Source organism: Pseudoalteromonas sp. McH1-7 (assembly GCF_013366255.1).
GTDB lineage: Bacteria > Pseudomonadota > Gammaproteobacteria > Enterobacterales > Alteromonadaceae > Pseudoalteromonas > Pseudoalteromonas peptidolytica.
Map to the genome: position 1 here is coordinate 1 of NZ_JABWPQ010000010.1, position 24,467 is coordinate 24,467.

Below are 24,467 nucleotides of genomic sequence, written 5' to 3' on the forward strand. Positions count from 1 at the left end.
TTATGTGAAAACTTACCCCAAACTAATATGGCGCATTATGACGCCGATGGGGAGTGGAGAGAGTCCATTCCATTAATGAGTATAAACTCCAAAAAAAGGCCACATACTGGGCCTTTTGTTTTAATCGGACTAAGTTACGGGGCGCTGCACTTTGCGTAATCACTATGACGCGGTGAGCCTGAGTATAAGTGCATGTATAGCGTAAACTGATTTACATCACGCCAGATATTATTCGTCGCTGGTGGGCACAGAGATTGTTCTATGTAGCCTTTTAGCGCCTGCCCCGTTAATGCCAATTCTGAGGGAATGCGAATGAACACGTTTATGTCGTCTTTACTTATTTTCATATGCGAAAATTGCCAACTGCCTACCATGTATTGCTTAGTAAAGTAGCGATTGAGGCGTTTTTCTGATTCTTCACTCAGCACTAAGTTAGCGGGAGTAGCTGTATCTTTCAAAAGTGCCCACGCACTCAGCAATGAAATTGTCATCGCGAGCAAAAAAGTCAAAATCACCATAGGCGACAGCTTGGTCTTTGGCTTACTCTGTTGTTGCTGCTGTTTAGCTCTAGACTCGACAATTTTCAGCCAGTCAGCATGTTTAAGCGTCCGTTGTGTCATCGTTTCTCTCCGTTTTCATATGCTGATATTTAAGCGTTGTAATATGGAGTAAAGATGGAGTGAATAAACATCAGACCAGTGCCAATTGAGGGTATAAGATAGATCGAAAAATTCTTTATTGTGGGTGAAAGAATAATTTTAAAATTCGCGTCTTTTCTTACGAGAGTTACTTAATTTTAGGTTGGTATCGAATAAGTAAGTGCCAACATTTTAATCGTAAATCGGATGGTATTCGTATTCAGTCTTGATTTACTCCACTATTGACTAAATTAAGTACTAGTCGGTCTTTCACTGACTCTGCGTTCAACATATTCACGGGACAAACTATGCAATTTATTAATAACAAGCTAGACAGCGCTGTTCGCAAGCCAATCTCGTTGGCTGTCGGTGCCGCGCTTCTTTCAACTATTTCAATTCACGCACAGGCAGAAAGTAATAACACTGAAGCTAAAGACAGTGTTGAAGTTATAGAGATCACAGGTACCAGAAGAAGTCTGCGCAGTGTGGCTGAAAGTACCGTTCCGGTCGATGTCATTTCGCTAGATGATATGCAAAGTACAGGTCAGCTGGAGCTAAGCCAGGTACTCACGACGCTGGTGCCAAGTTTTAACTTTCCTAATTCAACACTCGCGGATGGTACTGATCACGCGCGTCCTGCTGTGCTTCGCGGGTTAGCACCAGACCATACTTTAGTACTTGTAAATGGTAAACGCCGCCACGCAGGTGCATTATTGAATTTAAATGGTACAGTTGGTCGTGGCTCAACAGCTGTGGATTTGAATACCATTCCTGCTGCCGCAATCAAACGTGTTGAGGTCTTACGTGATGGTGCTGCTGCACAGTACGGCTCAGATGCAATTGCGGGAGTGATTAACATCGTACTTAAAGATGCAGAAGAAGGCGGTAGTATAAGCGTTACCTATGGTGAACACGATACCCAGATGGCAGGTGTTCCTGACTTATTAGCCACCCGTACAGATGCTTCGGGCGATTTAGATTTTGTATTAGGTGATGACCGCAAACGCAATGACGGCGGCACCACAACCATTGGTGCTAATATTGGTTTTGCGCTAGGCAATGATGGCTTTATTAATCTTTCAGCCGAATATAGAGACAAAAAGCCAACGAATCGTTCGGGCTTTGATCCAAGAGAACAATATGCTCGTGACGACAACGGTCAATTGGACGCTCGAGAGTTTACTTTTGACCGCTACAATCATCGTTTTGGTAAAGCTGAAGTGGAAGACTTTGCGCTCTTTTTCAATGCTGGCTACAACTTAGATACTGATACAGAGCTTTATTCATTTGGTAGTTACTCAACACGAGAAGGTAACTCTGGTGGGTTTTATCGCCGTGCAAAAGACAGCCGTAATCTAACTGCGGTTTATCCAGACGGTTTCTTACCGCAAATTGTCAGTGATGTTGATGATTACTCATTCGCTATTGGCGTAAAAGGAACTCGCGGTGATTGGGACTATGATATTAGCAGCAACTATGGCGTGAATGACTTTGGTTTGGGAGTTGTAAACAGCCTAAACACCTCAATGGGCGTAACCAGTCCAACTGAATTTAATAATGGCGCGTTGATTTATTCACAGTGGTTAGTGAATGCGGACGCGAAAACAGCATTGGATTTGGGTTTACCAGACGATGTTTTTTTCACCGTTGGTGCTGAATATCGCCGTGAAAATTACGAAATTGAAGTTGGTGACGAGGCGTCTTATCTAACGGTGCTTGATGCCGAAGGTAATCCTGTGGCCGCTGGTGGTGCGCAAGTACTGGCCGGGTTTTCACCGGCAAGTGCGGTAGATGAATCTCGCCACAATATCGCTTTATTTGCAGAGTTCGATACGTATCTAACACAAGACTGGAATATCGTCTTGGCTGGTCGTTTCGAGGATTATAGCGACTTTGGCAGCACCTTTACTAGCAAACTTGCATCGCGCTATGTGGTTTCAGACAACCTATCGTTACGTGGTGCGATAAGTACCGGTTTCAGAGCACCTTCATTAGCTCAAACATCATATAAATCAGTAGCAACCGTATTTGAAAATGGCGTACCGAGTGAAGTTGGACATTTTCCGGTTGATACGCCTGCTGCTAAAGCACTCGGTGCTCGCGAGCTAGAAGCTGAAGAGTCAGTGAATGCTACTGTGGGTTTTGTGTACACACTTGATGCGTTCTCATTCACGGTAGATGCGTATCGAATTGATATTGATGACCGCATTGTACTCTCTGAGAATCTAAATGGTCCTGAGGTTATTGATATTTTACGCCAAGCAGGCGAGCTTAACACACAAAGTGTCAGGTACTTCACAAATGCCATCGACTCTCGCACTCAAGGTGTTGATATCGTTGCGACGTACAGCTTTGACCTCTCTGACTTTGGTGATTTGAGATTAAGTGCTGCGGTCAATATTAACGATACCGAAGTAACGGATGTCAAAGCGAACCCAGCAGAGCTAGAAGCCTTAGGTGACAGCTATGAATATTTTGCTCGTCGTGAAATAGCTCGATTTGAAGATGGTACACCAAAAGATAAATGGAACTTAGCAGCAATTTGGCAGTTTGGTGATTGGCAAACAACCCTACGCGCAACACGTTATGGTGAAACAACTGATTCTTCAAGCTCGGTTACAGGTGATGAAGTATTAGATGCCAAATGGATTACAGATTTGGAAGTGGCCTATAATTTAGGTGACAACTGGAAATTCGCCGTCGGCGCGAACAACCTGTTTGACCAGTATCCTCAAGATACGGTGAGTAATATTGGTTTTACAACATTTAACCAAATCTTCCCTTACTCAGCGTTCTCGGCATACAACACTGATGGCCGTTTCGTATATGGCAATATTAGCTATCGCTTTTAAATATGATTTGAAGTAATCAATGGCCAAGCAAACGCTTGGCCTTTTTTTATTTATAATTGCTATCTACCGCATGGGGAAGGTTTATTTGGATACACAGACCACCGAACTTTCCTGACTTAAGCCTAATTGTTCCATTCATTGCCTCTACTATGCTTTTACAAATAGAAAGACCTAGCCCTGATCCCCCTGTTGCCCGGCTTCTTGAAGCTTCAACACGGTACAGGCGTTCAAATAATTTGTTTTGCTCGCGCTCCAGTACCCCAGGTGAGCTATCATCAACTTGTAAGAAGAATCCAAATTTATTAACCACAGCTTTAAAGCGCACTTTGCCAGGGACATCTGTATATAAACAGGCATTTTTTGCTAGGTTATCAATCACTCGGTCTAGCTTTGGCTTATCGATATGAATATCCATATCGTCAACGTGAATGTCAGCAATAAATTGCAACTTATTACTAGTTACTAACCTCTCAACATCATACACATAGCTTTGTATTACAGTTTTGGCATCGTAAAGCTGAGGGTGGATCACTAAAGCATTATGATCTGCTTGGGAAAGCTGGTAGACATTAGATATCAGGTCGTTAAGTTGATTTATCTTATTGTTTATTTTTGCATAAGCGATGGTGCTGTCATCTATCAGGTTATGCTCCATGGCTTCAATGTGAAGTTTTAGTACACTTAAAGGCGTACGAAGCTCATGAGAAATATCAGCCAGCATTTTGTCTTTTTGTGCAATGTTTGATTGATACATTTTGGCTTTCAAAGTTGCACTTCTATGTTTTGCTATAAAAAAGCCGATAAAGAAAGTCCCCATTAAAAAAACGGCGATAGCAGTGACTAACCACATTTGTGTAGAAAGCTTAGCATTTTTAAGGTTAATTTCTGTTATAGCCTGCTTGGCCTGAGCTTTTTCAAGTTCCTGAGATTGGATTAAGGCATCAATACTAGCTTTGTAAGTACTTACCTGTTTTTGTAAGTAGTCAGCATGGATGTTCGATTGCAGCTCTGCAGCTGAATACATAAATTGGTACGCATCCGCAAAGTTGCCGTCAAGTGCTAAGGCTTGTGCTTTTAAATGGTGATATTTTTCTTGCAGTACTTCAGCTGCTTCAATTTTTATTAATTTATCGAGTGTGGGCAGTAATGTTTTTGCTTCTTTCAGTTCAGCTCTTGCAAGTCTGACTTCAAGCTCTGTAAGAAAGGCATAAAATTGTTGTAACGTGGAACTCGTTTGTGTTGCATATTCAATCGCAGATAGTGCCTCTGTTAATGCACTGTCTAGCTCAGATTTAGTAATATAAATCAATGCCGCGGTTCGATGTGCGCGACTGAGCGACACCCGAGCATCTAATTGGCGTAAAAGTTCGATGGCCTCGTTAATTTGAAGTAGTGCCTCATCAGCTTTACTGTTTTTGAATTTTAATTCCCCTAACCGCAGTGCTGTACCAGCAACATTACGTAGCTCCTTGGATGCTTTATCTGCTATCAACGCTTGTTGAAAGAAATACTCCGCATTTTCCTTGTCCCCCAAACGCACAGAAATATCTCCAAGGTTGTAAAAATTGGCACCTTGCTTTTCATACTGGTCTGTTCCTTTAAGCAGTTCATATGCCTTTAGATGATACTGCATTGATTGTGCGAGCAGGTTCCTGTGATCAGCGACAACTCCTAAGTTATTATAGGTTTGTGCAATCAAGTTTGGCTTGTTCATTGACTGTGCTGAGTCTAATGCTTTTAAATAAAAGTCTTCAGCAAGTGCTAATTTGCTGATGCTGCGATAGTTGATGCCGATCTCTCGGTATAGCTCATATTTTCTTATCTCAGTTAGGAAGAATTGCTTTTCAATAAAGTTAAGCGTTGATATCGATTTTTCGTATAAATCTTGCTTTCTATATATCATCGCTTGAAGAAAAATAGCTTGGTAGCGTGTTTCATCATTTTCGGTATTACTCAGCTCTTTGATTTTTTCAAGCGCTTCGGTGTACTGACCGGCAATTTCTAGTGCTTGTACTTCTTTTATCGTTATATTTTCAGCATTACAACTCAGCGCAAAAAATATAAGCACTGCAAGCGTGAGATTCTTAAATAGAGTCATCTTTTAAGTTCATATCGTTTTTGTCTGTCATGCAGCATTACACAAAAAAGTGAGGTAAATATGGAAAGTGTAAAGGGGGTTTACAGTGACAATTGATGTTTATCAATCATGCGCTAATAATATGATGAACAAGACTTGGAATATTCTCAGAACAAAATTTTACTAAGTAAGTTAGTAAAAATGTGACCTGTCGTAGATTTAGTTAGTAAAATTTTGGTTTGTAAAAGTGGCTTAAGTCAAAAGTGAGTATTTTTGAGCTAGGATCTTTGATCTTCATAAAAAGATCGGGATCGTTTGTTGTTGGGTTAATAAAATCCTGATCCAAATTTGATTGTTGTTAGTAAAAACATGATCTGTTTAGCAAGGGTTAGTAAATAGGTGATCTGAGACTGATAAGCTAGTAAAAACCTGATCTAATAATCTCAAGCTCTGAAAAGGGCCTTGCGGCCCTTACTGATTTTGGAACTAAATAAATCAAATGTTAGAACTGGTTCATAGTGTTGGCTTCACCGCCAGCTTTTAGTGCATTTTCGCCAGAGAAGTATTCTTTGTGAGTGTCACCTATATTAGAACCAGCTAAGTCTTGGTGTTTAACTGATGCTTGCTCGCGACGGATTTCTTGTCGTTGCACATCGCGTACATAGGCAAGCATACCCGCGTCACCAAAATAGCCCTCAGCCAGAATATCGGTGCTTAGCGCTGCTGTATGATAAGTTGGCAGTGTAATTAGATGGTGGAAAATCCCCGCTTCTCTTGCGGAATCCCGCTGGAAGTTTTGCACCAGTCTATCAGCTTCTGTAGCTAATTCGGTTGTGTCTAATTCTGGCGCCATCAATACCTTCGCATCTGTGCTTAGATCAGGGTATGCTGATAAGTCTTTACCTTGTTCTTGCCATTGCTGGTATACCTGCTCGCGGAATTTTAATGTCCAGTTGAACGATGGTGAGTTGTTGTACACAAGCTTAGCGTTAGGCACTTGCTCGCGAACTCGGTTAACCAGCTCGGCAATTTGCTCGATATTTGGTTTTTCGGTTTCAATCCATAATAGATCTGCACCTGATTGCAAGCTAGTTACACAGTCTAGGACCACACGATCTTTTTCTGTACCTGCTTTGAATTGATATAGGCCGTTATCCAAGCGAACCGGTTTTTGTAATTCGCCACCCAGCTTAATTGCCATTTCACCTTCTTGTAAATCAGCGGCTGAGGTCACAGGCGTTGTGTCTAAGTAGCTGGTGTATTGACTCGCAAGGTCGCCAGCAGCTTTTGAGACTGGTACTTTTTGCGTCAAGCTTGCACCCAATGAGTCGGTACGGGCAACGATCACGCCATCTTCAACACCAAGTTCAAGGAATGCGTATCGCACAGCGCTAATCTTAGCTAAAAAATCCTCATGGGGAACCGTTACTTTACCTGCTTGGTGGCCACACTGTTTTGCGTCCGATACTTGGTTTTCGATTTGAATAGCACAAGCACCCGCTTCAATCATTTGTTTAGCTAATAGGTAGGTTGCTTCTTCGTTACCAAAACCGGCATCAATATCTGCAATGATAGGCACTACATGGGTTTCGAAATTATCGATTTTGTTAAGGATCTCGGTTGTGTCTTGGCCTTTGGCTTTTGCTGCATCAAGCTCTTTGTAGAGATGGTCTAACTCTCGCGCATCGGCTTGCTTGAGGAAGGTGTAGATCTCTTCAATCAAAGCTGGAACTGCTGTTTTTTCGTGCATACTTTGGTCTGGCAGTGGGCCAAACTCTGAGCGCAGCGCAGCAACCATCCAGCCACTTAAGTATACGTAAGAGCGTTTCGTGGTTTTGTTGTGACGCTTTACTGCCATCATCATTTGTTGCGCTGTAAAGCCGTGCCAACAACCAAGGGATTGCGTATATTGGCTGCTATCAGCATCGTATGCTGCCATATCTTCACGCATCACCTTGGCTGTATATTTTGCGATGTCCAAACCGGTTTTGAAGCGGTTTTGTAGGTGCATACGGCTGGCATACTCAGGACTGATAGACTGCCAAGTTTTTCCTTGGCTTTGACATAGACTAGAGAAATGATCTAACTGAGTTTGATACTGAGACATAATTAGCTTCCTTCGAACGGGTACTATAAATCAAATTAAGTTCTGGTTGTTTGTTACACGAAGCCACCTGATGTGAGAGTGGTTGGCTGCGGGCTTAATTAAACACTAGGCCGATAAATTAGATTTTTTAAATTTATAGTTATTATTGCGAGTATATTTTTTGTGAATGAGGAAAGGGGTTCGTTTTTCCAAAAATTGTTTTATGTTTGATCTATCCCGTTCAAAAAATGTTAATCAAGGACTCTCCATGAGCAAGTATGTCACTTATTCAGGCTTCCAAATTGCGACTCCTCTGGCGCAGTTTGTCGAGCAATCTTTACTTCCCGGCACCGGGATAGCGGTCAATCAATTTTGGCAAGGTGTTGCGGATATTTTTTCGGCACTTGGTAAGCAAAACCAAGCGTTACTCAACAAGCGTGATACCCTGCAACAGCAAATTGACGATTACCACCTCTCTCACCCTGATTGGCAAGCTGCTGAATATCGGACATTTCTTGAATCAATTGGCTATTTGCAGCCAGAACCTGAAGATTTTGTCATTGAAACTAAACATGTAGAACCTGAAATTGCCAGTGCTGCAGGGCCGCAATTAGTGGTACCTGTGAGTAATGCTAGATTTGCGCTAAATGCAGCTAATGCCCGCTGGGGATCTTTGTATGATGCGCTCTATGGTACTGATGTTCTTAGCGAAGAGGATGGAGCTGAACGTACTCAAGACTATAATCCAACGCGTGGATTTAAAGTTATGGCTTATGCTAGGCAGTTTCTTGATAACGCGCTGCCGTTAGCAAAGGGCTCTCACATAGAAAGTACGAACTATGCAATTCTGGACGGAAACTTGGTGATCACGCTAAACGATAGCGCTCAAGTATCATTGCAGCAGCCTGAGCAGCTAGTGGGCTATCAGGGGGAGGCACAAAACCCAAGTGCAATATTGCTGCGTCATCATGATCTCCATATAGAGATCCAAATTGATCCACATCATCCGGTCGGGCAAGCTGACAAAGCAGGGATCAAAGATGTCGTTCTCGAATCTGCACTTACGACTATTATGGATTGTGAGGACTCTGTTGCGGCGGTGGATGCTAAAGACAAAGTCTTGGTATATCAAAATTGGTTAGGTCTGATGAAAGGGAGCTTGAGTGAGAGCTTCGAAAAGTCAGGGAAATCATTGACCAGGACGCTAAATACCGACCGAAGTTACGTAGATACACAAGGCCAGCGTATTACACTAAAAGGTCGCGCTATGATGTTTGTGCGTAACGTTGGCCACCTAATGACAACACCAGCAGTGCTGGACGCAGAAGGAAATGAGCAGTTTGAAGGGATCTTAGATGCCATCATGACAAGCACCGCAGCACTGCATGATTTGCAGGGAAATAGTCCGTTTAAAAACTCGACGGCAGCAAGTATCAATATCGTGAAGCCAAAGATGCATGGTCCTGAAGAGGTTGCCTTCACTGATACCTTGTTTAGTCGAGTAGAAGCATTACTTTCACTGCCAAAAAATACCATCAAGATGGGTATTATGGACGAAGAGCGTCGCACTTCAGTGAATTTAAAAGCTTGTATTGCTGCTGCAAAACAGCGTGTTGTATTTATAAATACCGGCTTTTTGGATAGAACCGGTGATGAAATTCATACCTCAATGTTAGCAGGCCCAGTATTACCAAAAACATTGATTAAAGGCCAGTCCTGGATAGCTGCTTATGAAGATCAAAATGTGGATATTGGTCTTAAAACCGGTTTTAGGAAAAAGGCACAAATCGGCAAAGGCATGTGGCCAATGCCAGATAAAATGGCGCTGATGATGGAGCAAAAGCAAGGTCATCCTGAGTCTGGTGCTAATACTGCGTGGGTGCCCTCTCCTACCGCAGCAACGCTCCATGCAATGCACTATCACTATGTAGATGTATTTGCACGTCAACTCGAGATAAAAACGCGCCAGCAGGCGTCGCTCGATAATCTACTGACACCGCCTCTGATGCTAGACCGCGAGCTGTCTGCTGAGGATATTCAAGCTGAATTAGACAACAACGCACAAGGTATTTTGGGCTATGTAGTGCGCTGGATAGATCAAGGTGTGGGTTGCTCCAAAGTGCCAGATATCAATCACGTTGGATTAATGGAAGATAGAGCAACACTTAGGATTTCAAGCCAGCATATTGCTAACTGGTTATATCATGGGATTTGTAGTGAAGAGCAGGTAGAAAAGACCTTTAGGCGAATGGCGGCTGTAGTAGATGGTCAAAACGAAGGTGACAAGCTGTACCAACCCATGCTCAATGAGCATCAGCCTCTGAGTGAAAACCTTGCATACAAAGCTGCATTATCTTTGGTATTTGAAGGCCGAGTACAACCCAATGGGTACACCGAGCCGCTGCTTCACACCTATCGGCAAGCTTATAAGCAGCAGGCGAATTAGTACCTTTTCATTTCGATGTCACTCAAATCAAGGATTGGTTAATCTGGCCTTTTTGGTTGTTATGCTTGTGTAGAGGTAAACCTCGATCTTCGTTTGGTTTGTAGGTCGTGATTTATCACTACGAGCTTCTGCTTATATTTAGTAGTGATAGACTACATTTGCGATACGGTGACAAAAGGTACTCGTGTTGAAACACCGCTGAGTGCAATTTTGTGGATCATTTCATCTGGGGCTGTGCAGCAATCACTGAGAATACAAACATTGTACTGCTCCGCCGATTTAGATAGCGCAGTATGTGTTACACAGTTTTGTGTCATCATGCCGCAGATATATAAAGTATCGATATCTTTAGATTGGAGCAAACCGTTTAATGAAGTTTGCTCAAAGCTATCAGCGTAGGACTTTACGATATGGTGGCCGTTTTCTTGTGCTTGGCGTAGGCAATTATGAAGTTCGACACCGCGAGTACCGGGATTGAAAAATGGTGCTTTTTCTTGTTCTGGATTAGCGATATGCTGGACATAAATGATCTCCATGCTTTGCTCTGCTGCTTTTTTGATAGCGCTGTTGATGTTTGCTAGTGTATTTTCGGTGTTCCATAACGGGAAAAGCCCTCCAGGAAAGTAATCATTTTGAATGTCGATCACCAATAGTGCACATTTGTTCATTTCTTTTACCTCGTTAGTTAATTTACAGAGGTATTGTGCTGGAGTTGTAACTTTGACTGCAGTGTCTAAAATGACATTTTTGAGTTTAAATTCGACAATACAGATGAAACTAATCAAAGTGGCGATTTGTCACTACCCTCATGTGATGAAGTCGGCTGTGTATGGTCTAGAAGAGCTGTTTTTTCTAGCTGATAGAATTTGTATCGAAGAGTCGCTGAATACCCGATTTACAACACATGTTGCCACCTTCAGTAGCGCTGTAAAGGGGGATTACAATATTGTGTTATTACCGCCGAGTGTTAGTTCTGATTTTTATCTTACACCTGACCCTCAATTACTTGCTTGGTTAAATAAGCAACATCGACAAGGTGCTGTTATTGCTTCTGCTTGTGCGGGAGCATTTATACTCGCTGCCTCGGGGCTAAGTCATCAGCGTTTGCTTACTACGCATTGGGGGTTAACTGAGGAATTTAAACGGCACTTTCCTAACCAGCCTGTTGATACGCGTAAAATTTTAATAGATCACAATGATATTATGTCTGCTGGTGGCATGATGTCATGGCTTGATCTTGGATTAGAGCTAGTCAAAAAATACAGCGGTCACTTAGTTATGCGTAAGTTAGGCAAAACGCTAGTGGTAGATACTGCTCAGCGGGAGCAGAGCTACTATCATCAATTTCAACCGAATTTTCAACATGGTGATGATGCTGTGCAGCGAGCTCAGCAATACATTAATATCCATTATGGCCACAATATTTCAATTGCAGATCTGGCTGATATTGCCCTACTAACGCAAAGAACCCTACAGCGACGTTTTGCTAAGGTACTCGGACTCAATCCTAATCAATATTTGCAACGGTTTCGGGTGCAAAAAATGTGTGATTTATTAGAAAGCACGAGCAAACCATTTGATTGGATTGCGCACCAGGTAGGATACGAAGATACGACGGCCTGCCGTAAGGTGTTTAATAAGTATATGGGCTTAACGCCAAGCGAGTTTCGAAAACGTTTCTAGTTATTTGAACTTTACCTGAAGCAAAAATACTTAGCCCTGAGTAAATTGAAGATAATATGGAAAGCAGCAACAAGATTAAAGCGTTTTTAGACTTGCAGAGTTTCCGTGATTTAACGATTACTATATCTTGTATTTATCTAGGTGAAATAACTGCGGCTACGGAGCCGTTAAGTCGAGCTCCGAGTTGGGTGTCAGGATTATTACTCAAGGTGATTGTTATTGCTATGGTGACATCTATTGTAGATCTGCTACTACTGCCCCCTGTTAGCGATAGAGATATGGATAAGCCGTTAGGTGAGCGGGAAAGTTGATTGCATTACCAGGGGGAAAATTTGCCTATTGGGTACTTTAGGTTGATGTGTGTATCTCGATTTTCCAGTATTCTGTTGAAGCGCAAAATTGGCCGCAAGCACTTCCATTTGAACTACTATTTGCACCACTTCATATTTTAGTGATTGCATTTCTGCTCGCTGAATTGGTCAGTTAAGGAAGGCTGCTCGTCAAAGATTGTTTGGGAGCTGTCTATGGCTGATTTACCAATAAAAAACAAAAGCAAAATGCTACGTTTTATGAGCGGAAGATGACACAAAAAGAACTTGCTAAGCGAATTGGGCGTTACGAAGCGAGCGGTTATGATCATTGAAGCTGTCAAGTATTCCCCTTCGTTTGAGGTCGCCTTTAGAATCGATCATCTATTTAATATCTATATTGCAGAGGTATGCGAATACCTGCCATGAGTTGCTAAAACATGCGCGATGTAACGGGGAGGTTACGTCACACTCTTTTGCTCCAGTGAGCATCGTTGTGTTTTTTGATTTAAATAGTTTAATAATCAGGCATTGTAATCTAGGCTTTAGGTAAATATATCGTTACTAACATCGATTGTGCCTATGTAATGAACGGAGTGTCATGCTATAAGGCCGATTGTCATAGACTTGCTCACGAGGTGCCATGGTTAAGCATTACATATCAGTGAATAACTTGATTGGCATGGCTACCTTGGTGTGGGGAGTGGTATTTACCCCTGCATATGCCAGTGAATGCAGCAAAACAGTTAATATCGGTGTTGTTGCAGATTGGCCACCGTTAACGGCTTTTGATCAGTTAGGGCCTTGGGGTCTGGATGTTGATATTGCTGAAATGGTGTTTCAACATGTCTCGATATGTACTAATTATATACGCTTGCCTTCAAGCGCTCGGACGTTTGAAGAAATGACAAAAGGGGTCATTGATGTTGCTGTGATGGTCAGCTATACCAAAGATAGGGAGCGCTACGGTGATTTTACCCTTCCCTACCGTTTTGAGCGAATGCGCTTATTCTCGTTGTCTCCTGCGATGGAAATTCCCAGTTTAGAGTCACTTGTCAAACAGACAAAAACGATTGGGTTAAGCATTGGCTCTTTCTATGGTCAAGAGCTTGCTACGTTAAAAAATGATACGCGCTACAAAGAACAGTTTGTTGGTATTGCTAGCGCGAAGCGCAGGATAGAAATGCTGATGAAGCGCCGAGTCGACTTTGTGGTTGATGATGTGATAACTGGTAGTTATTTTATTAATGAGCAGGGGTTAGACTCTGCAAAAGCTTGGCCGTACGTGGTACACGATAATCAAGTACATTTTTTGCTCAGAAATGGCGTTTTTAGCCCAAGATTAATCAGTAAAATTAACGATGCGATAGTGCAGTTAAAACCCAAAATAGAGCTATTAGTTAGTACCTACCAATCTAGTCTCATCCTTGATACAACGACAGAACCCAACCAATTTACTCATCTGTTGCCAGTGCAGTCGCATTAACACCATTAATACTTGTTCAATTTGAAGGGGCAACTCTGACGCTAACTGCGTTAAAAGTTTCTTATTCAAACCTCAGCTTAACTAACTTCTTATCCTGAGTTTGGGCTACGTACTCTTCAATACTTTGGTGAATAACGTATATGGACGGTGCTTATCCATATACGTTAAAAGGTTATATGACTTTTACTTTGCGGATCCTCACAATAGCTATCATTAACATCAGCGCTACCACTGCGGTGCTTAAAGGCAACTTCCATGAACCACCTTGCGCTACCATGGTCTGTGGTTCAAATTTTGGAAAGTCAGCGATATCTTGGCGACTTACCTGTTTATCAAAAAACAAAAAGTCGTAAAAATAATGGCGAATTGTTTGGTGATAATCAGCTATTTGTTGTTGGTATTTGATTTGAAAGTTGCCACTGGTTTTGGCCAGTTCATTCAACGAAAGCTGAAAAAACAGTGCAGGAGATAGCACACTGAGCTTTTGTAACTGATTTTGACGAGCTGCATTACTGCGCCTATATGCTTCCACTTGATCTTGAACGGCAATGTCACTCATGTGTTGCTGGGCATAGTACCACTTCCAATCAAATGCTTCCCCCAGTGGTGCTGTATTACTCCATTTGCTCTCTTTAGCCACAAAAGCATCTAACGTTGCTTGCTTGTCTTGATCCCAGCCATCATTGAGTGTCATACGCTGCTGTAGCGTGATTTCAAGAGGCGCATCACTGTGGTACTGATTTGACAAATATAAGTGCACAGCCCCTGGTAACAATAGCGCTAATACCACCCAACTGCTGAGGTAAGTTAGGCTATTGAACACACTATTTTTACCGAAGCTCATGATAATGGCTGCCAGTGCAAACCAAAACACCATATACAGACTAGTTGCACCAAGTACTGTCCAGAAGAAAATATCGAAAGGTAAAGACAATAATAGTGCTGCACTGATCAGTAACAGGGCAACCATGAACCAGATCACAACAAATCGTAATGCAATTTGTTTTCCCACTAATGAAAATACACTACGAGGCATGGCATTGAGTAAGCGCCAGCGCCCAGCATGTTGCTCATCAGAAATGAGTGTGACAGTGAGTATCCCTATCACCAAAGGTAAAAAGTAAACCAATACAAACCCCAAATCTAAGCCACCAGCGCGCTGTTGGCTTGGATTGACGATTTCACGGTTATATATTTGACTCTGTAATGCGGTGGCGCGGATCTTCGCTGCGACCATTGAAGAGGAAGTTTCCCCCACAAATAATGCAGCCCATGGACTTAGCTGCCATTGTGTTGGTGCGCTGGCGTAATAAGCCAAAGAGCCAGGCTCAGGCAAAGCTTCACGGCTACTGACATGCTCGCGCTCTTTTTGAAATACCACTGTCGATTTATATTGGTCAATACGTATAGACTTGTATCCCAATGCACCTTGGTAGATAGCAAAAATACCAGATAGGAGAAACAGTACGAGTACTAGTTTATTAACCGTACCTGCAAACAAGCGCTTACATTCGAGTTTAAACAGCAGCATAAATTCTCCTTTGCATCTTGTTGGAATTTAAGAAAGTAAATAGCAGCACAACAACAATGAGTGGCAAAAACCAAGATAAGGAAAATACCTTGAGAGACCAACTTAAGCGTGGTGTGGCATAGGTAAATGCTTCAAATGTTTGCCAGTAGGATTTATCAACCCGTTGTGCCCTGTCGTTGTGGTGGTGGATTTCATGAGTGTGCAACTGATTGAGCTTTTGAATACGGGCATATCTGTGGGCTTCAGCTTGTTGCTCAAAGTCCAGAAAATGACGTGTATCGGTACGTGTTAATGCCATCGAAAGGTCTCGAACAAACAGGTATGGATTTAACCAGTAGAATTGACTGACAAATTGTTGCTGTGACTCAAACTTTTCTATTTGTTGCTGATAATGCTTTTTGTAGATCTCAGCATTGAGCCTTTCTCCCTCTTGCATTACTAGCCCTTTGTAATTAATTGGCAGTTCTTCTACGGTTGATACGCCATATTTTTCCAGTGTATCTGCACGAAACTTACTGAAATAGGGATCATCTGGGTTATGACTGTTTCCGACTTTCCGGTTATCTAGTTTTACAGCAAGCTCGAAATCATTGCGCTTTTGATGTGGATATTGGTGATGTGCAAACTCAGCAAGCATTCTTGGCATAAGTATTGTGAGGATAAACCATATTGACGTAAGTAATAGCAATGCTTGTTTTGGTGCCTTTACCGTACTTGATACAAGCAAGGTAATAGCTATCCAGAACAGGCAGTATACAAGGTAAAGCGCAAAGAGTAGTAGCAGCCTAATTGGGGCTTCCGATGAAAACTGAGCGCCCGTACTGGCAGCAAGACCGAGTGCGAGCACAAACACTGGCAAGATAAAAATAACAGACAAGCATAAATAACTCAGGCTTTTGCCTGCGATCAGTGCCCGAAATGGCACACCCATTGACATTAATTGCCGAAGAGTACCGCTTTTTTTCTCTCCACTAACACTTGCAAAGCCCAGTGCAATAATCAGCAACGGCCAGATCAGCAATAAAATATTGGCACTACTTAGCTCAGAAAAACGCAGTAATGTTCCTCCATCCTGATCGGTGGCAAAATTGGCACTGTTTTGTTTATGTGCTTCTAAGAAGATACTGTCGCCTACCCAGGCATTAACACCTAGATCAAAGAAGCTAAGAGCGCTAGGTGGTCGAAATGCAAAGTGACCAAAATGCGCGACGCGATGTGGGTGCCGATCAGGTTGTGCATTCCATTGTTGCTCGACCAGCTGCTGCGCTTTGGTTTGCATATTCATGCTTTGTTGGTACTGCTGCCAACCAGTAAAAAGTGCAACAACCAGCAATAATTGGATCATCACAAATAATAACCATAAGATCGGACTTTTCCGCTTACTAGCCAACTCGTGACGACAAATTTGTATTATTTTATTATTCATAGACGGGACAATTCCTATTTAAAGACTAACTAGCTGCACGGATCGTCGCGGTTCCAGAGATAAGTTCGTGGTAAGTGGTTTCTAAACTACTTAGCGGTAGCTTTTTATTATCCAGTAGGGTCAGCAATTTTCCTTTATCCATAATGCCGATTTTATCTGCAAGCGTGTGTGCGCAATAAAAGTCATGAGTCACCATTAAAATAGCAGCTCCCTTATTTGCAAGCCTCTCGATGATGCGAATAAATTCAAGGGTTGCACTTGGATCTAGTCCTGAAGTAGGTTCATCTAATAACAGCACTTTTGCTTGGCGCATAATCGCAAACGCTATCCCTACTTTTTGTCTCATTCCTTTAGAATAGTTTTTTAAAGACTGTTTTCTTGCTTGTTGTTCAAGCCCTGTTTCATCTAACGCCGCATGAATTTGGGTTTCACTGACAGTTAGCCCAGCAAGGCTTGCCAAGTATTTGAGATTATCAATGGCATTAAACTCTTGATATAGGTTTACCTGCTCTGGTAGATACACCAACTTATCTTTGCTATTGGTATGCTGATTTACCTCCACACCATCAATCAGAGCCTGTCCACTATCGGGCTGTAAAAAGTTAAGAAAAATATTTAATGTTGTGCTTTTTCCCGCGCCGTTTGCACCTAACAAACACATGATCTCACCTTGCTCAACTTTAAAGCTCAGATCCGTGATCACCCGTTTTCCCGTAAAAGATTTTGTTAATTGTTTGGCTTCTAACACAAAAAACTCCCTGATGTGATTAAAACCACATGTGCAAAGTGATGCCTTGGGGGTAGGAATACAGAGCGCATGTGGTCAAATTGTAGAATGATATGTTTGGTTATAACATATCATCTTTTATCTAAATAGGAACAGTTTTTATTTGCTGCGTTAGCATATTGGTACCAGAAAGCTAGCCGTGCCCGCAAAAGCACCACCCTCTACACGGATCTGTGCATTTTTATAGTAAACAAGGTCGCTTGATAATTGTTTTTTGCAGTGTTTAGGAAAAAAACCCTCAAATTTGACGGCTTCAGTGGTATTGATGGTGCGTTTGAACTTAATGTCTAGATCTCTTAGGTAGACCTCTCCTACTTTTTCGGTTAGTTGGTTATCCCAACATCCATAAATAATACCGAGCTGAGAGATCCAAATCATGGCACTTTGTGCGCTGAAATGAAAACGACCATCTCCTGGCATTTGAAAGTGCTCAACATTAACGCGTCCCTCAATATATCCAGGTTCCAACGACACGGAACTGAAAGACATGCGCTCTTCACGCCAGCCATTTTCAAGATAGTCTGACATATAGGCTCGTTGCTGCGCTTGAGTAAGTTGAATCATGGTTAACCCTTACTTTGATGTAGATGGATTGGTTGTTTGAATGTGGTTGTTAACTTGGTGTGCAGACATAAACATAGTGTTAAGTAAAGCCGTGCCGACACCGATTATGATCAGGCTATACCAAGCGAGATAGTCGTGATGAGCCGTGTAATCAAAGGCTGCCCCTACTACACTGCTACCAATGATTAACCCTGCACCTGCAAATAAATAGAAAAATCCGTAATGTGTTGCGACCGACTTATCTTGTGCAAGTAAAGATATTTGACTCATGATAAATGGGAAACTCACCATAGTGCCGAGTGTAAATACAGTCGCTAATAGACTAAGTGGTAAGTAATACAATATGCCCGATTGATAAGGCCAATCTACAAGCAAGGTGGCAAATGATAATCCCATTAGTGCAATACCTATACTGATCCATTGACTCGGCGACAACCAGCGTTCACATAAACGGGTGACCGGGAACTGAAAGCAGATTGAGATCAGCGCGCATAATGTTAATACCCAAGCGACTTCTTTTGTTGTACCTGACTGACTTACAATGTGAAGCGGGATCGCAAACGAAATCTGATTTATTAACATAAAATAGCCAGACATGATCAGTGAGAACAGAATAAATGGGCGATTACTCAACACACCTTGGATCATTGCCCGTACACCCGTGCTATCTGCGTTAGGTTGTGCGGTTTCTTGGTGTTTGGTTGTGGATTTATCGTTTAGTAATACAGTAAAAATGAGCGCAAAGAGTGCAAAAGGCAGTGCTGACACTATACACAAGGTATCAAAGCTAACACTTATCAACATCAGACCACAGACTGGGCCGAGTAATTCTCCCCCATTTCTGGCAACACCAACCAGCGCAAACATTTGCGCGCGACTCAGCTCGGTTTGCTTTGAAAAGTAAGACTGTGCAGCAGGAGTGAATAACGCCCCTGCAAACCCGGTTAAAAAGGCAGCTAAGAAAAGCAGTTCAACAATATGAGAAAACAAAAACAGACAAAAACCGAGTGCTCGTAGGAGACACCCGACGACAATAAGCTTTTTCACTCCAAATAAATCAGCCAATAATCCGCCAACTAAAAATAGCCCTTGTTGGCAAAACGAGCGTACACCTAAAACCAAGCCAACCAGTGTCGCGCTTAGTAATAGATCTTGTTTTAGGTAGCCTGCTAAAAATGGAATTAGCATGTAAAAGCCAAGGTTGAATATAAAGGCTGCAAACAGCATCCAGCGGTATTCACTGCTAAGTTTGAGGTAGGTGTTAAACATAGAGATCATAGCTAAATCGGTTTTTGTGCAATCAAAATAGAATGGAAATTGTCAGCATAGGTTTGAATTTTTAGTTTCAGTTGAAACGGTGCTAACCCTGATTCATCAACACTTGGATATAACAATGTCCGTAAATTGAATGCTGTTCTTACCACGAGTTGTGCGCCGGGGCGCATTTGCTCAAATAAATGAGTGATGATGCTGTTTTTAATTTGCTCATCACCGACCAAAGCGGCGAGCCAGATCACATCGTATTTCGCCAAATTCTGTTGTTGACAAATATCATTGTGAATGAAATTCATTTCGTTGCCACTGGCAAGAGCATCACAAACCTGTTTGCCTAACAATAAGTCATCTTGTTGAATATCTAGGTTATCAACCTGTAAGCCCGCCTGATGTAGTGCCAGCGAAGTAAGTGGCAACGCGCCTGAGCCCACCATTAGTACATGCTCTATGGGCTGCTCTGCTAAAGATTTGACGGCGTTTATCTCAAGCCCTGTCGCACGCTGATAGTGATTAAAATAAGGATACTCTTCAATCAGGAGTTGTTGAGCTGCGGTACTAGCCACAAGGCGTTGTGCCCAGTGCTGTTCATATAAACTGGATGCCATACTAAACAGATGTTGGATTTGGGGCTTCACTGCTTCTATTTTGGCTTGTGCTAACACTTGTGTGGCAAATTCACTGCCATGTTCGTTCGATAACAACCCCAAAAATTGGTCAAACGTAGCCATTGTTTGCGCATTTATCGTCAACGATTCCATACTGTGAATATGCTCATACATTGCCACAATTTGTGAAGCATGGTCTTCAACGTGATTCATTAAAGTCATAAGTAAGTCACTACTATACTGTTCCTATTTTATGTTATAACATAACTCACTGGTTATTTATGTGTAAACAAAATTATTTAAAAATTTTTAGCTAAGTGAGAGGCTTAGTTAATTTAAAAACAAATAATTTACTATTTTCACAAGGCATCATGTTGAGAATTTTTGATGAAAGAAAATAAAAATAAGTCTCTTTATCATCAGTTTAGGGGGAGAGTATCTGCCCTAATACTCGTATTGTTGGTGGGGGTCACAGCTTGCTTTGCATTGTTTGGGGTGACAAAAGTACCTGCCAATACACACACATCGCAAGCGGTTTTTCCTTTGGTATCAAGTGTACCCATAGCTGTTACTGATCACCAAGTAAGCTTGTCACTATCGGGAATATTAAAGCCCGCAGAGCAAACAGATGTTGCATTTGAAGTTTCAGGAAAGGTTGTATGGCTGCATGAGGCGTTTGTTGTTGGGGGAATAGTTAAAAAAGGGGAGGTGCTGGCGCGACTAGACCCGTTTGATTATCAGACCCAACTTTTAAACAAGCAGGCTGAATTGGCATTGGCACAATCACACTTATCTGAACAGTTAGCACTGGCAAAGGTTGCAAAAAAAGAGTGGGAAAATAACCCTCATGTTACCGAGCTTGCGCTGAGAGAGCCTCAAGTATCCAGTGCTAGAGCACATCTTAAAGCGGCTGAAGCTGGACTTGCTCAGGCACAAAAGAATCTAGCTAGAACAAAGTATTACGCACCCTATGATGCGTTAATCACACGTCGTGATACTGGACTTGGGCAGGTGATTAACATCGGTCAGCAGCTCGGTATTGTGGTTAATCTGAGCTATGGAGAGCTGCACGTACCTATCGCTCAATTTGATTTGCCATTTTTGCCACCTTTGCCTGTATCTGAAGTGACAATTACAGCTGATGATATACAGCGTGTAGGCACACTAACACGCCATACAGGGCTATTAAGTGAGCGCACGAGAATGGCTTACTTTGTAATAAAAGTAGAAGATCCTTATGCCTTACACAGCACGTTACCCGCGATACACTTTGGTCAGTTCTTACAGGCACAAGTGCCTGGTAATATACTGAAAAATGTATTGAAAATTCCGCAGGAGTGGATAAAAAACGAAATGCTCTGGTTAGTGAGTCCAACGCAACAGCTAGTACAGTTTCCTGTTAATGTGCTACGCAGGGAGCACAATAGTGTATTGATAAGCGCACCATCGTATACCGACCACCAGCTGGTTACTCACTTACCTGACTATCCTCAAGCCGGCATGCAAGTTCGCACTAATTCGGCGCATACGCAATTGGCTGTTAAAGGAGATGAATAATGGGTTCGCAAGGTAAACTCATTAGCTATTTTGTACACCACCCTGTCGCGGCTAATTTGTTAATGCTGTTTATTGTTTGTATGGGGCTATTGAGCTATCAAGGGATCCAACGACAAACCTTTCCGGTATCTGAAAATAATAAAATCGTCGTTACAGCCACGTTATTGGGTGCACCTGCTAACGAAATTGAAGAAAACATACTGGTCAAAATAGAGCAAGCACTACAGTCACAGGTTGGTATTAAGCGTCTCACTAGTTTTGCTTCAGCTTCCAGAGCAAAGATAGAAATTGAATTAGAAAATGACCAAGATTTGGCGTATCGCCTAGACGAAATCAAGATGAAATTAGATGCTATCGCGACATTTCCTACCGCTATGGAACCGTTGCAGATTGTTGAAAGTGCTCAGCGTCAACGGGCATTAAGTGTTGTGTTATCTGGAGCTGATGACCCACTTGAGCTGAAAAAGCTTGGAAACGAGTTTAAACAGGAGCTGCTGCAACTAGAGGGAATATCACATGTAGAGGTATCAGCACTCCCTGATTATGAGGTAGCCATTGAGCTGACTCCACTCAAACTACAAAAATACGCGCTGAGCCTATCTGAGGTCGTACAGGCAATTCAAATGAATGCAGATAACTTATCAGCGGGTCAAATAAAAACGGCTAGAGGTAATATTTACCTGCGACTAGCACAGCGTGGTTATCAGGGTAATGATCTGAAAAACATACCCATTATTACAGGACCGTTGGGGGAAATTGTTCGACTTGGCGATATTGCAATTATCAAAGATGGTTTTCAAGAAACGTTAGATGCGGGGCGTTTTAATGGCCAACAAGCAGTTTACATCATGGTGCTTGGCGAAAAGGCGCAATCGCTCACCGATGTTGTTGCGCAAGTAAAAGCTTACATTGACTTCAAACGACAAGCTTTGCCTGAACATCTTCAAGTGTACGAGTTTGTTGATGTCACAGTGTACCTTGATGGTCGACTATCCATGATGCTGAATAATCTTGCGCAAGGTGCCCTTTTGGTATTTATTGTTTTGGCCGTGTTTTTACGCACCAAACTGGCTGTGTGGGTGATGTTAGGTCTACCTGTTGCGATGCTTGGCGCATTTTGGTTAATGCCGATATTTGGTATCACTATGAATTTAGTTTCATTATTTGCGTTTATCATGGTGCTGGGCATAGTGGTGGATGATGCTATTGTGATTGGAGAGAGTATCTGTGAGCAGACTGAATTAAACGGCCATTCTCCAGCACAAGTGGTACAAGGTGCAAAAAAAGTGGCAATGCCAGCTACTTTCGGCGTGCTCACGACAGTCGCTATTTTTATGCCGTTTATGTTCAGTAGTGGGCCGAACTCCGGACAGTTTATTGCTATCGCAGGGGTTTGTATTTTGTGCTTATTATTTAGCTTGATCGAATCTAAGCTGATCTTGCCCGCTCATCTAGCCTCAGTTCAACTCGCGCCAAAACCAAAGACGTATTGGCGTCAACGCTTTAATGACCGTTTTTATTCCCTATTGCACCACTATTATGCGCCCCTTCTGAGACGCTGTATTCACTATCGTTATGCTGTGATAGTAGGTTTTGTTTGCCTGTTAGTATTTTCTATTTGCTTATTAGCCAGTGGTTTACTGCGCTTTACTGCGGTACCAAAAGTACCACACGATTACCCTTCAATTAATATTCAGATGGATCACGCTGTATCTGAGGCGCAAACGCTTGCTGCGGTTGAACAAATTGAAGCTCTCATCGTGCAAGTTGAGCAGGATATTCAAGCCGAGACGGGCAAACCTATGATGGACGCAATGTATACCCGTATTGACCACCTAAAAGAGGCTGAGGTAGTAGTACCTCTAGTAGCCGAAGCGTTACGTCCCTTTGATACGTTTGAGCTGGCAAAGCGCTGGCGAGCGCAATTACCAGATATACCAGGGGTGAAAAAGCTGACAATAGAGTCTGACGTAATTGATATTGCTGAGAAAAGTGATATTGAATACCGTTTATATGCCCCTGACGCAAGCACATTGTATGCTGCCAGTCGTGACTTTGTTGATAGGCTTAATGGGACCGCTGGTGTTTATGGGGTTTACTCATCATTAGATAGTGCGCAGCTTGAATATCAAATCCAGCTAAAGCCACTCGCATATCAGTTACAGCTCAGTGCAAAAGAGGTGACACGACAAGTTGCTGCTCATTTTTATGGTATTGAGGTGCAGCGAGTAATGCGTGAAGGCCAAGAAGTTGTATTTAAAGTACGCGGAACAAAAGCCCAGCGTCATCAATTGAGCGCCCTTGCCTATACACTGATTACTTTAGATAACGGCGAACAGGTCTTTTTTGGTGATATTGCCAACACAGTAGCGGTGCCTGGCTTATCAGACATCACTCGGGAGCAAGGTTATCAAGTCGCAACAATCAGCGCAGACGTTGATGAGCAGCATAATACAATTAGTAAGGTGGTCGAACAGATTGAATCACAACTTTTACCTGCACTCAGTCAAGCACACAGTGGGCTTACCACTCAGCCTGGAATAGCACTTGAGGATCAGCGCCAAGAGCAAAGTGAGGTACTGACGTTTGGGCTGATTGGATTGTTGGTGGTTTACTGTTTATTGGCACTTCCTCTTAAAAGTTACCTTCAGCCAATAATCGTGATGTCTGTGATCCCCTTTGCTGCTGTGGGCGCATTGTGGGGGCATTACTTCCTTGGCTATAGCTTGAGTATGATGTCAGTCTTTGGCATCGTTGCTGCAGCTGGGGTGGTGATCAATGACTCTTTAGTCATGACCGATGTTGTGAACACGCAAAGATCCGTAGGTCAAAGTACTAAATCAGCGGTGCTCCAGGCTGGGATTGGTCGCTTTCGTGCCATTTTACTTACTTCATTGACAACCTTTCTGGGACTCGTCCCCATTATGTTTGAATCAAGCTTACAAGCTCAATTTGTGATCCCAACAGCGATTTCTTTGAGCTTTTCAGTATTATTTGCGACGGTTGTTACTTTAATAATGGTGCCGTGCTTGTACATGATGTTAGAAGATATTAAGCAGGTATTTCTCTATGGATTTAAAAAGTCTGTCGATGGCGCAGCTTAAGGACTCCAAGCTCTGCTTTTAGCGCATAAAAAAGCCCAAAAT

The 24,467-nt window shown here is 42.4% G+C and carries 17 protein-coding genes; 7 read left to right on the plus strand and 10 right to left on the minus strand.

Annotated elements, in window-relative coordinates; translation table 11 throughout:
- Window positions 1-134: 134 nt before the first annotated feature.
- On the minus strand, window positions 135-620 hold the full coding sequence (locus HUZ36_RS08735) for a hypothetical protein (protein ID WP_128730445.1): 486 nt from the start codon (window positions 618-620) through the stop codon (window positions 135-137).
- 326 nt (window positions 621-946) lie between these two features.
- On the opposite strand from HUZ36_RS08735, the gene HUZ36_RS08740 reads away from it, so the two are divergent.
- Window positions 947-3,490, plus strand: coding sequence for a TonB-dependent receptor plug domain-containing protein (locus HUZ36_RS08740; protein WP_176032603.1), 2,544 nt, complete (start codon window positions 947-949; stop codon window positions 3,488-3,490).
- Between the two features lie 46 nt (window positions 3,491-3,536).
- Here the strand turns inward: HUZ36_RS08740 and HUZ36_RS08745 are convergent, their stop codons facing one another.
- Window positions 3,537-5,588 carry an ATP-binding protein gene (locus HUZ36_RS08745; protein ID WP_147389154.1) on the minus strand — a complete coding sequence of 684 codons (2,052 nt, stop codon included), beginning with the start codon at window positions 5,586-5,588 and terminating at the stop codon, window positions 3,537-3,539.
- A 481-nt stretch (window positions 5,589-6,069) separates the two neighbouring features.
- A complete protein-coding gene (locus HUZ36_RS08750; protein WP_176032604.1) occupies window positions 6,070-7,674 on the minus strand; it encodes an isocitrate lyase in 1,605 nt (534 codons plus the stop codon).
- A gap of 247 nt (window positions 7,675-7,921) precedes the next feature.
- On the opposite strand from HUZ36_RS08750, the gene HUZ36_RS08755 reads away from it, so the two are divergent.
- Entirely contained in the window at window positions 7,922-10,099 is a 2,178-nt protein-coding gene (locus HUZ36_RS08755; RefSeq protein WP_176032605.1) for a malate synthase G, read from the plus strand.
- Window positions 10,100-10,251: 152 nt separating this feature from the next.
- Here the strand turns inward: HUZ36_RS08755 and HUZ36_RS08760 are convergent, their stop codons facing one another.
- Complete coding sequence (locus HUZ36_RS08760; RefSeq protein ID WP_147389156.1) at window positions 10,252-10,767, minus strand: cysteine hydrolase family protein; 516 nt, start codon at window positions 10,765-10,767, stop codon at window positions 10,252-10,254.
- Between the two features lie 103 nt (window positions 10,768-10,870).
- On the opposite strand from HUZ36_RS08760, the gene HUZ36_RS08765 reads away from it, so the two are divergent.
- The 3 genes from HUZ36_RS08765 to HUZ36_RS08775 all read left to right on the plus strand — a co-directional run bounded on the left by HUZ36_RS08765 (window position 10,871) and on the right by HUZ36_RS08775 (window position 13,576).
- Window positions 10,871-11,782, plus strand: coding sequence for a GlxA family transcriptional regulator (locus HUZ36_RS08765; RefSeq protein WP_176032606.1), 912 nt, complete (start codon window positions 10,871-10,873; stop codon window positions 11,780-11,782).
- A gap of 56 nt (window positions 11,783-11,838) precedes the next feature.
- Window positions 11,839-12,093, plus strand: coding sequence for a hypothetical protein (locus HUZ36_RS21715; protein ID WP_252095777.1), 255 nt, complete (start codon window positions 11,839-11,841; stop codon window positions 12,091-12,093).
- 640 nt (window positions 12,094-12,733) lie between these two features.
- Window positions 12,734-13,576: a substrate-binding periplasmic protein gene (locus tag HUZ36_RS08775; RefSeq protein WP_176032607.1), complete on the plus strand. Its 843-nt coding sequence runs from the start codon at window positions 12,734-12,736 to the stop codon at window positions 13,574-13,576.
- Window positions 13,577-13,748: 172 nt separating this feature from the next.
- Here HUZ36_RS08775 and HUZ36_RS08780 read toward each other — a convergent pair whose 3' ends face one another.
- From HUZ36_RS08780 to HUZ36_RS08805, 6 genes are all read right to left on the minus strand, one after another.
- The gene (locus HUZ36_RS08780; RefSeq protein WP_128730440.1) at window positions 13,749-15,107 is read right to left on the minus strand and encodes a DUF3526 domain-containing protein; all 1,359 of its coding nucleotides are present in this window, start codon (window positions 15,105-15,107) and stop codon (window positions 13,749-13,751) included.
- Window positions 15,094-16,533: an ABC transporter permease gene (locus HUZ36_RS08785; protein ID WP_176032608.1), complete on the minus strand. Its 1,440-nt coding sequence runs from the start codon at window positions 16,531-16,533 to the stop codon at window positions 15,094-15,096. Before HUZ36_RS08785 ends, HUZ36_RS08780 begins: the two co-directional genes overlap by 14 nt.
- A 25-nt stretch (window positions 16,534-16,558) precedes the next feature.
- Window positions 16,559-17,281: an ABC transporter ATP-binding protein gene (locus tag HUZ36_RS08790; protein WP_125251268.1), complete on the minus strand. Its 723-nt coding sequence runs from the start codon at window positions 17,279-17,281 to the stop codon at window positions 16,559-16,561.
- A gap of 150 nt (window positions 17,282-17,431) precedes the next feature.
- Window positions 17,432-17,884: a hypothetical protein gene (locus tag HUZ36_RS08795; protein ID WP_176032609.1), complete on the minus strand. Its 453-nt coding sequence runs from the start codon at window positions 17,882-17,884 to the stop codon at window positions 17,432-17,434.
- A 9-nt stretch (window positions 17,885-17,893) separates the two neighbouring features.
- The gene (locus HUZ36_RS08800; protein ID WP_225740825.1) at window positions 17,894-19,153 is read right to left on the minus strand and encodes an MDR family MFS transporter; all 1,260 of its coding nucleotides are present in this window, start codon (window positions 19,151-19,153) and stop codon (window positions 17,894-17,896) included.
- An 11-nt stretch (window positions 19,154-19,164) separates the two neighbouring features.
- Window positions 19,165-19,986 carry a nicotianamine synthase family protein gene (locus HUZ36_RS08805; protein WP_147389162.1) on the minus strand — a complete coding sequence of 274 codons (822 nt, stop codon included), beginning with the start codon at window positions 19,984-19,986 and terminating at the stop codon, window positions 19,165-19,167.
- A 165-nt stretch (window positions 19,987-20,151) separates the two neighbouring features.
- Here HUZ36_RS08805 and HUZ36_RS08810 point away from each other — a divergent pair, with 165 nt between their 5' ends.
- Both HUZ36_RS08810 and HUZ36_RS08815 read left to right on the plus strand, forming a co-directional pair.
- Window positions 20,152-21,321 carry an efflux RND transporter periplasmic adaptor subunit gene (locus HUZ36_RS08810; RefSeq protein ID WP_176032610.1) on the plus strand — a complete coding sequence of 390 codons (1,170 nt, stop codon included), beginning with the start codon at window positions 20,152-20,154 and terminating at the stop codon, window positions 21,319-21,321.
- Entirely contained in the window at window positions 21,321-24,425 is a 3,105-nt protein-coding gene (locus HUZ36_RS08815; protein ID WP_176032611.1) for an efflux RND transporter permease subunit, read from the plus strand. The genes HUZ36_RS08810 and HUZ36_RS08815 overlap by 1 nt, the downstream gene beginning before the upstream one ends.
- Window positions 24,426-24,467 lie beyond the last annotated feature (42 nt).

What these genes read in the sequence shown, in the direction of transcription:
- HUZ36_RS08735 (WP_128730445.1), bottom strand. Translation starts at nt 620, where the DNA reads ATGACACAACGGACGCTTAAACATGCTGACTGGCTGAAAATTGTCGAG.
- HUZ36_RS08740 (WP_176032603.1), top strand. Translation starts at nt 947, where the DNA reads ATGCAATTTATTAATAACAAGCTAGACAGCGCTGTTCGCAAGCCAATC.
- HUZ36_RS08745 (WP_147389154.1), bottom strand. Translation starts at nt 5,588, where the DNA reads ATGACTCTATTTAAGAATCTCACGCTTGCAGTGCTTATATTTTTTGCG.
- HUZ36_RS08750 (WP_176032604.1), bottom strand. Translation starts at nt 7,674, where the DNA reads ATGTCTCAGTATCAAACTCAGTTAGATCATTTCTCTAGTCTATGTCAA.
- HUZ36_RS08755 (WP_176032605.1), top strand. Translation starts at nt 7,922, where the DNA reads ATGAGCAAGTATGTCACTTATTCAGGCTTCCAAATTGCGACTCCTCTG.
- HUZ36_RS08760 (WP_147389156.1), bottom strand. Translation starts at nt 10,767, where the DNA reads ATGAACAAATGTGCACTATTGGTGATCGACATTCAAAATGATTACTTT.
- HUZ36_RS08765 (WP_176032606.1), top strand. Translation starts at nt 10,871, where the DNA reads ATGAAACTAATCAAAGTGGCGATTTGTCACTACCCTCATGTGATGAAG.
- HUZ36_RS21715 (WP_252095777.1), top strand. Translation starts at nt 11,839, where the DNA reads ATGGAAAGCAGCAACAAGATTAAAGCGTTTTTAGACTTGCAGAGTTTC.
- HUZ36_RS08775 (WP_176032607.1), top strand. Translation starts at nt 12,734, where the DNA reads ATGGTTAAGCATTACATATCAGTGAATAACTTGATTGGCATGGCTACC.
- HUZ36_RS08780 (WP_128730440.1), bottom strand. Translation starts at nt 15,107, where the DNA reads ATGCTGCTGTTTAAACTCGAATGTAAGCGCTTGTTTGCAGGTACGGTT.
- HUZ36_RS08785 (WP_176032608.1), bottom strand. Translation starts at nt 16,533, where the DNA reads ATGAATAATAAAATAATACAAATTTGTCGTCACGAGTTGGCTAGTAAG.
- HUZ36_RS08795 (WP_176032609.1), bottom strand. Translation starts at nt 17,884, where the DNA reads ATGATTCAACTTACTCAAGCGCAGCAACGAGCCTATATGTCAGACTAT.
- HUZ36_RS08800 (WP_225740825.1), bottom strand. Translation starts at nt 19,153, where the DNA reads ATGTTTAACACCTACCTCAAACTTAGCAGTGAATACCGCTGGATGCTG.
- HUZ36_RS08805 (WP_147389162.1), bottom strand. Translation starts at nt 19,986, where the DNA reads ATGACTTTAATGAATCACGTTGAAGACCATGCTTCACAAATTGTGGCA.
- HUZ36_RS08810 (WP_176032610.1), top strand. Translation starts at nt 20,152, where the DNA reads ATGAAAGAAAATAAAAATAAGTCTCTTTATCATCAGTTTAGGGGGAGA.
- HUZ36_RS08815 (WP_176032611.1), top strand. Translation starts at nt 21,321, where the DNA reads ATGGGTTCGCAAGGTAAACTCATTAGCTATTTTGTACACCACCCTGTC.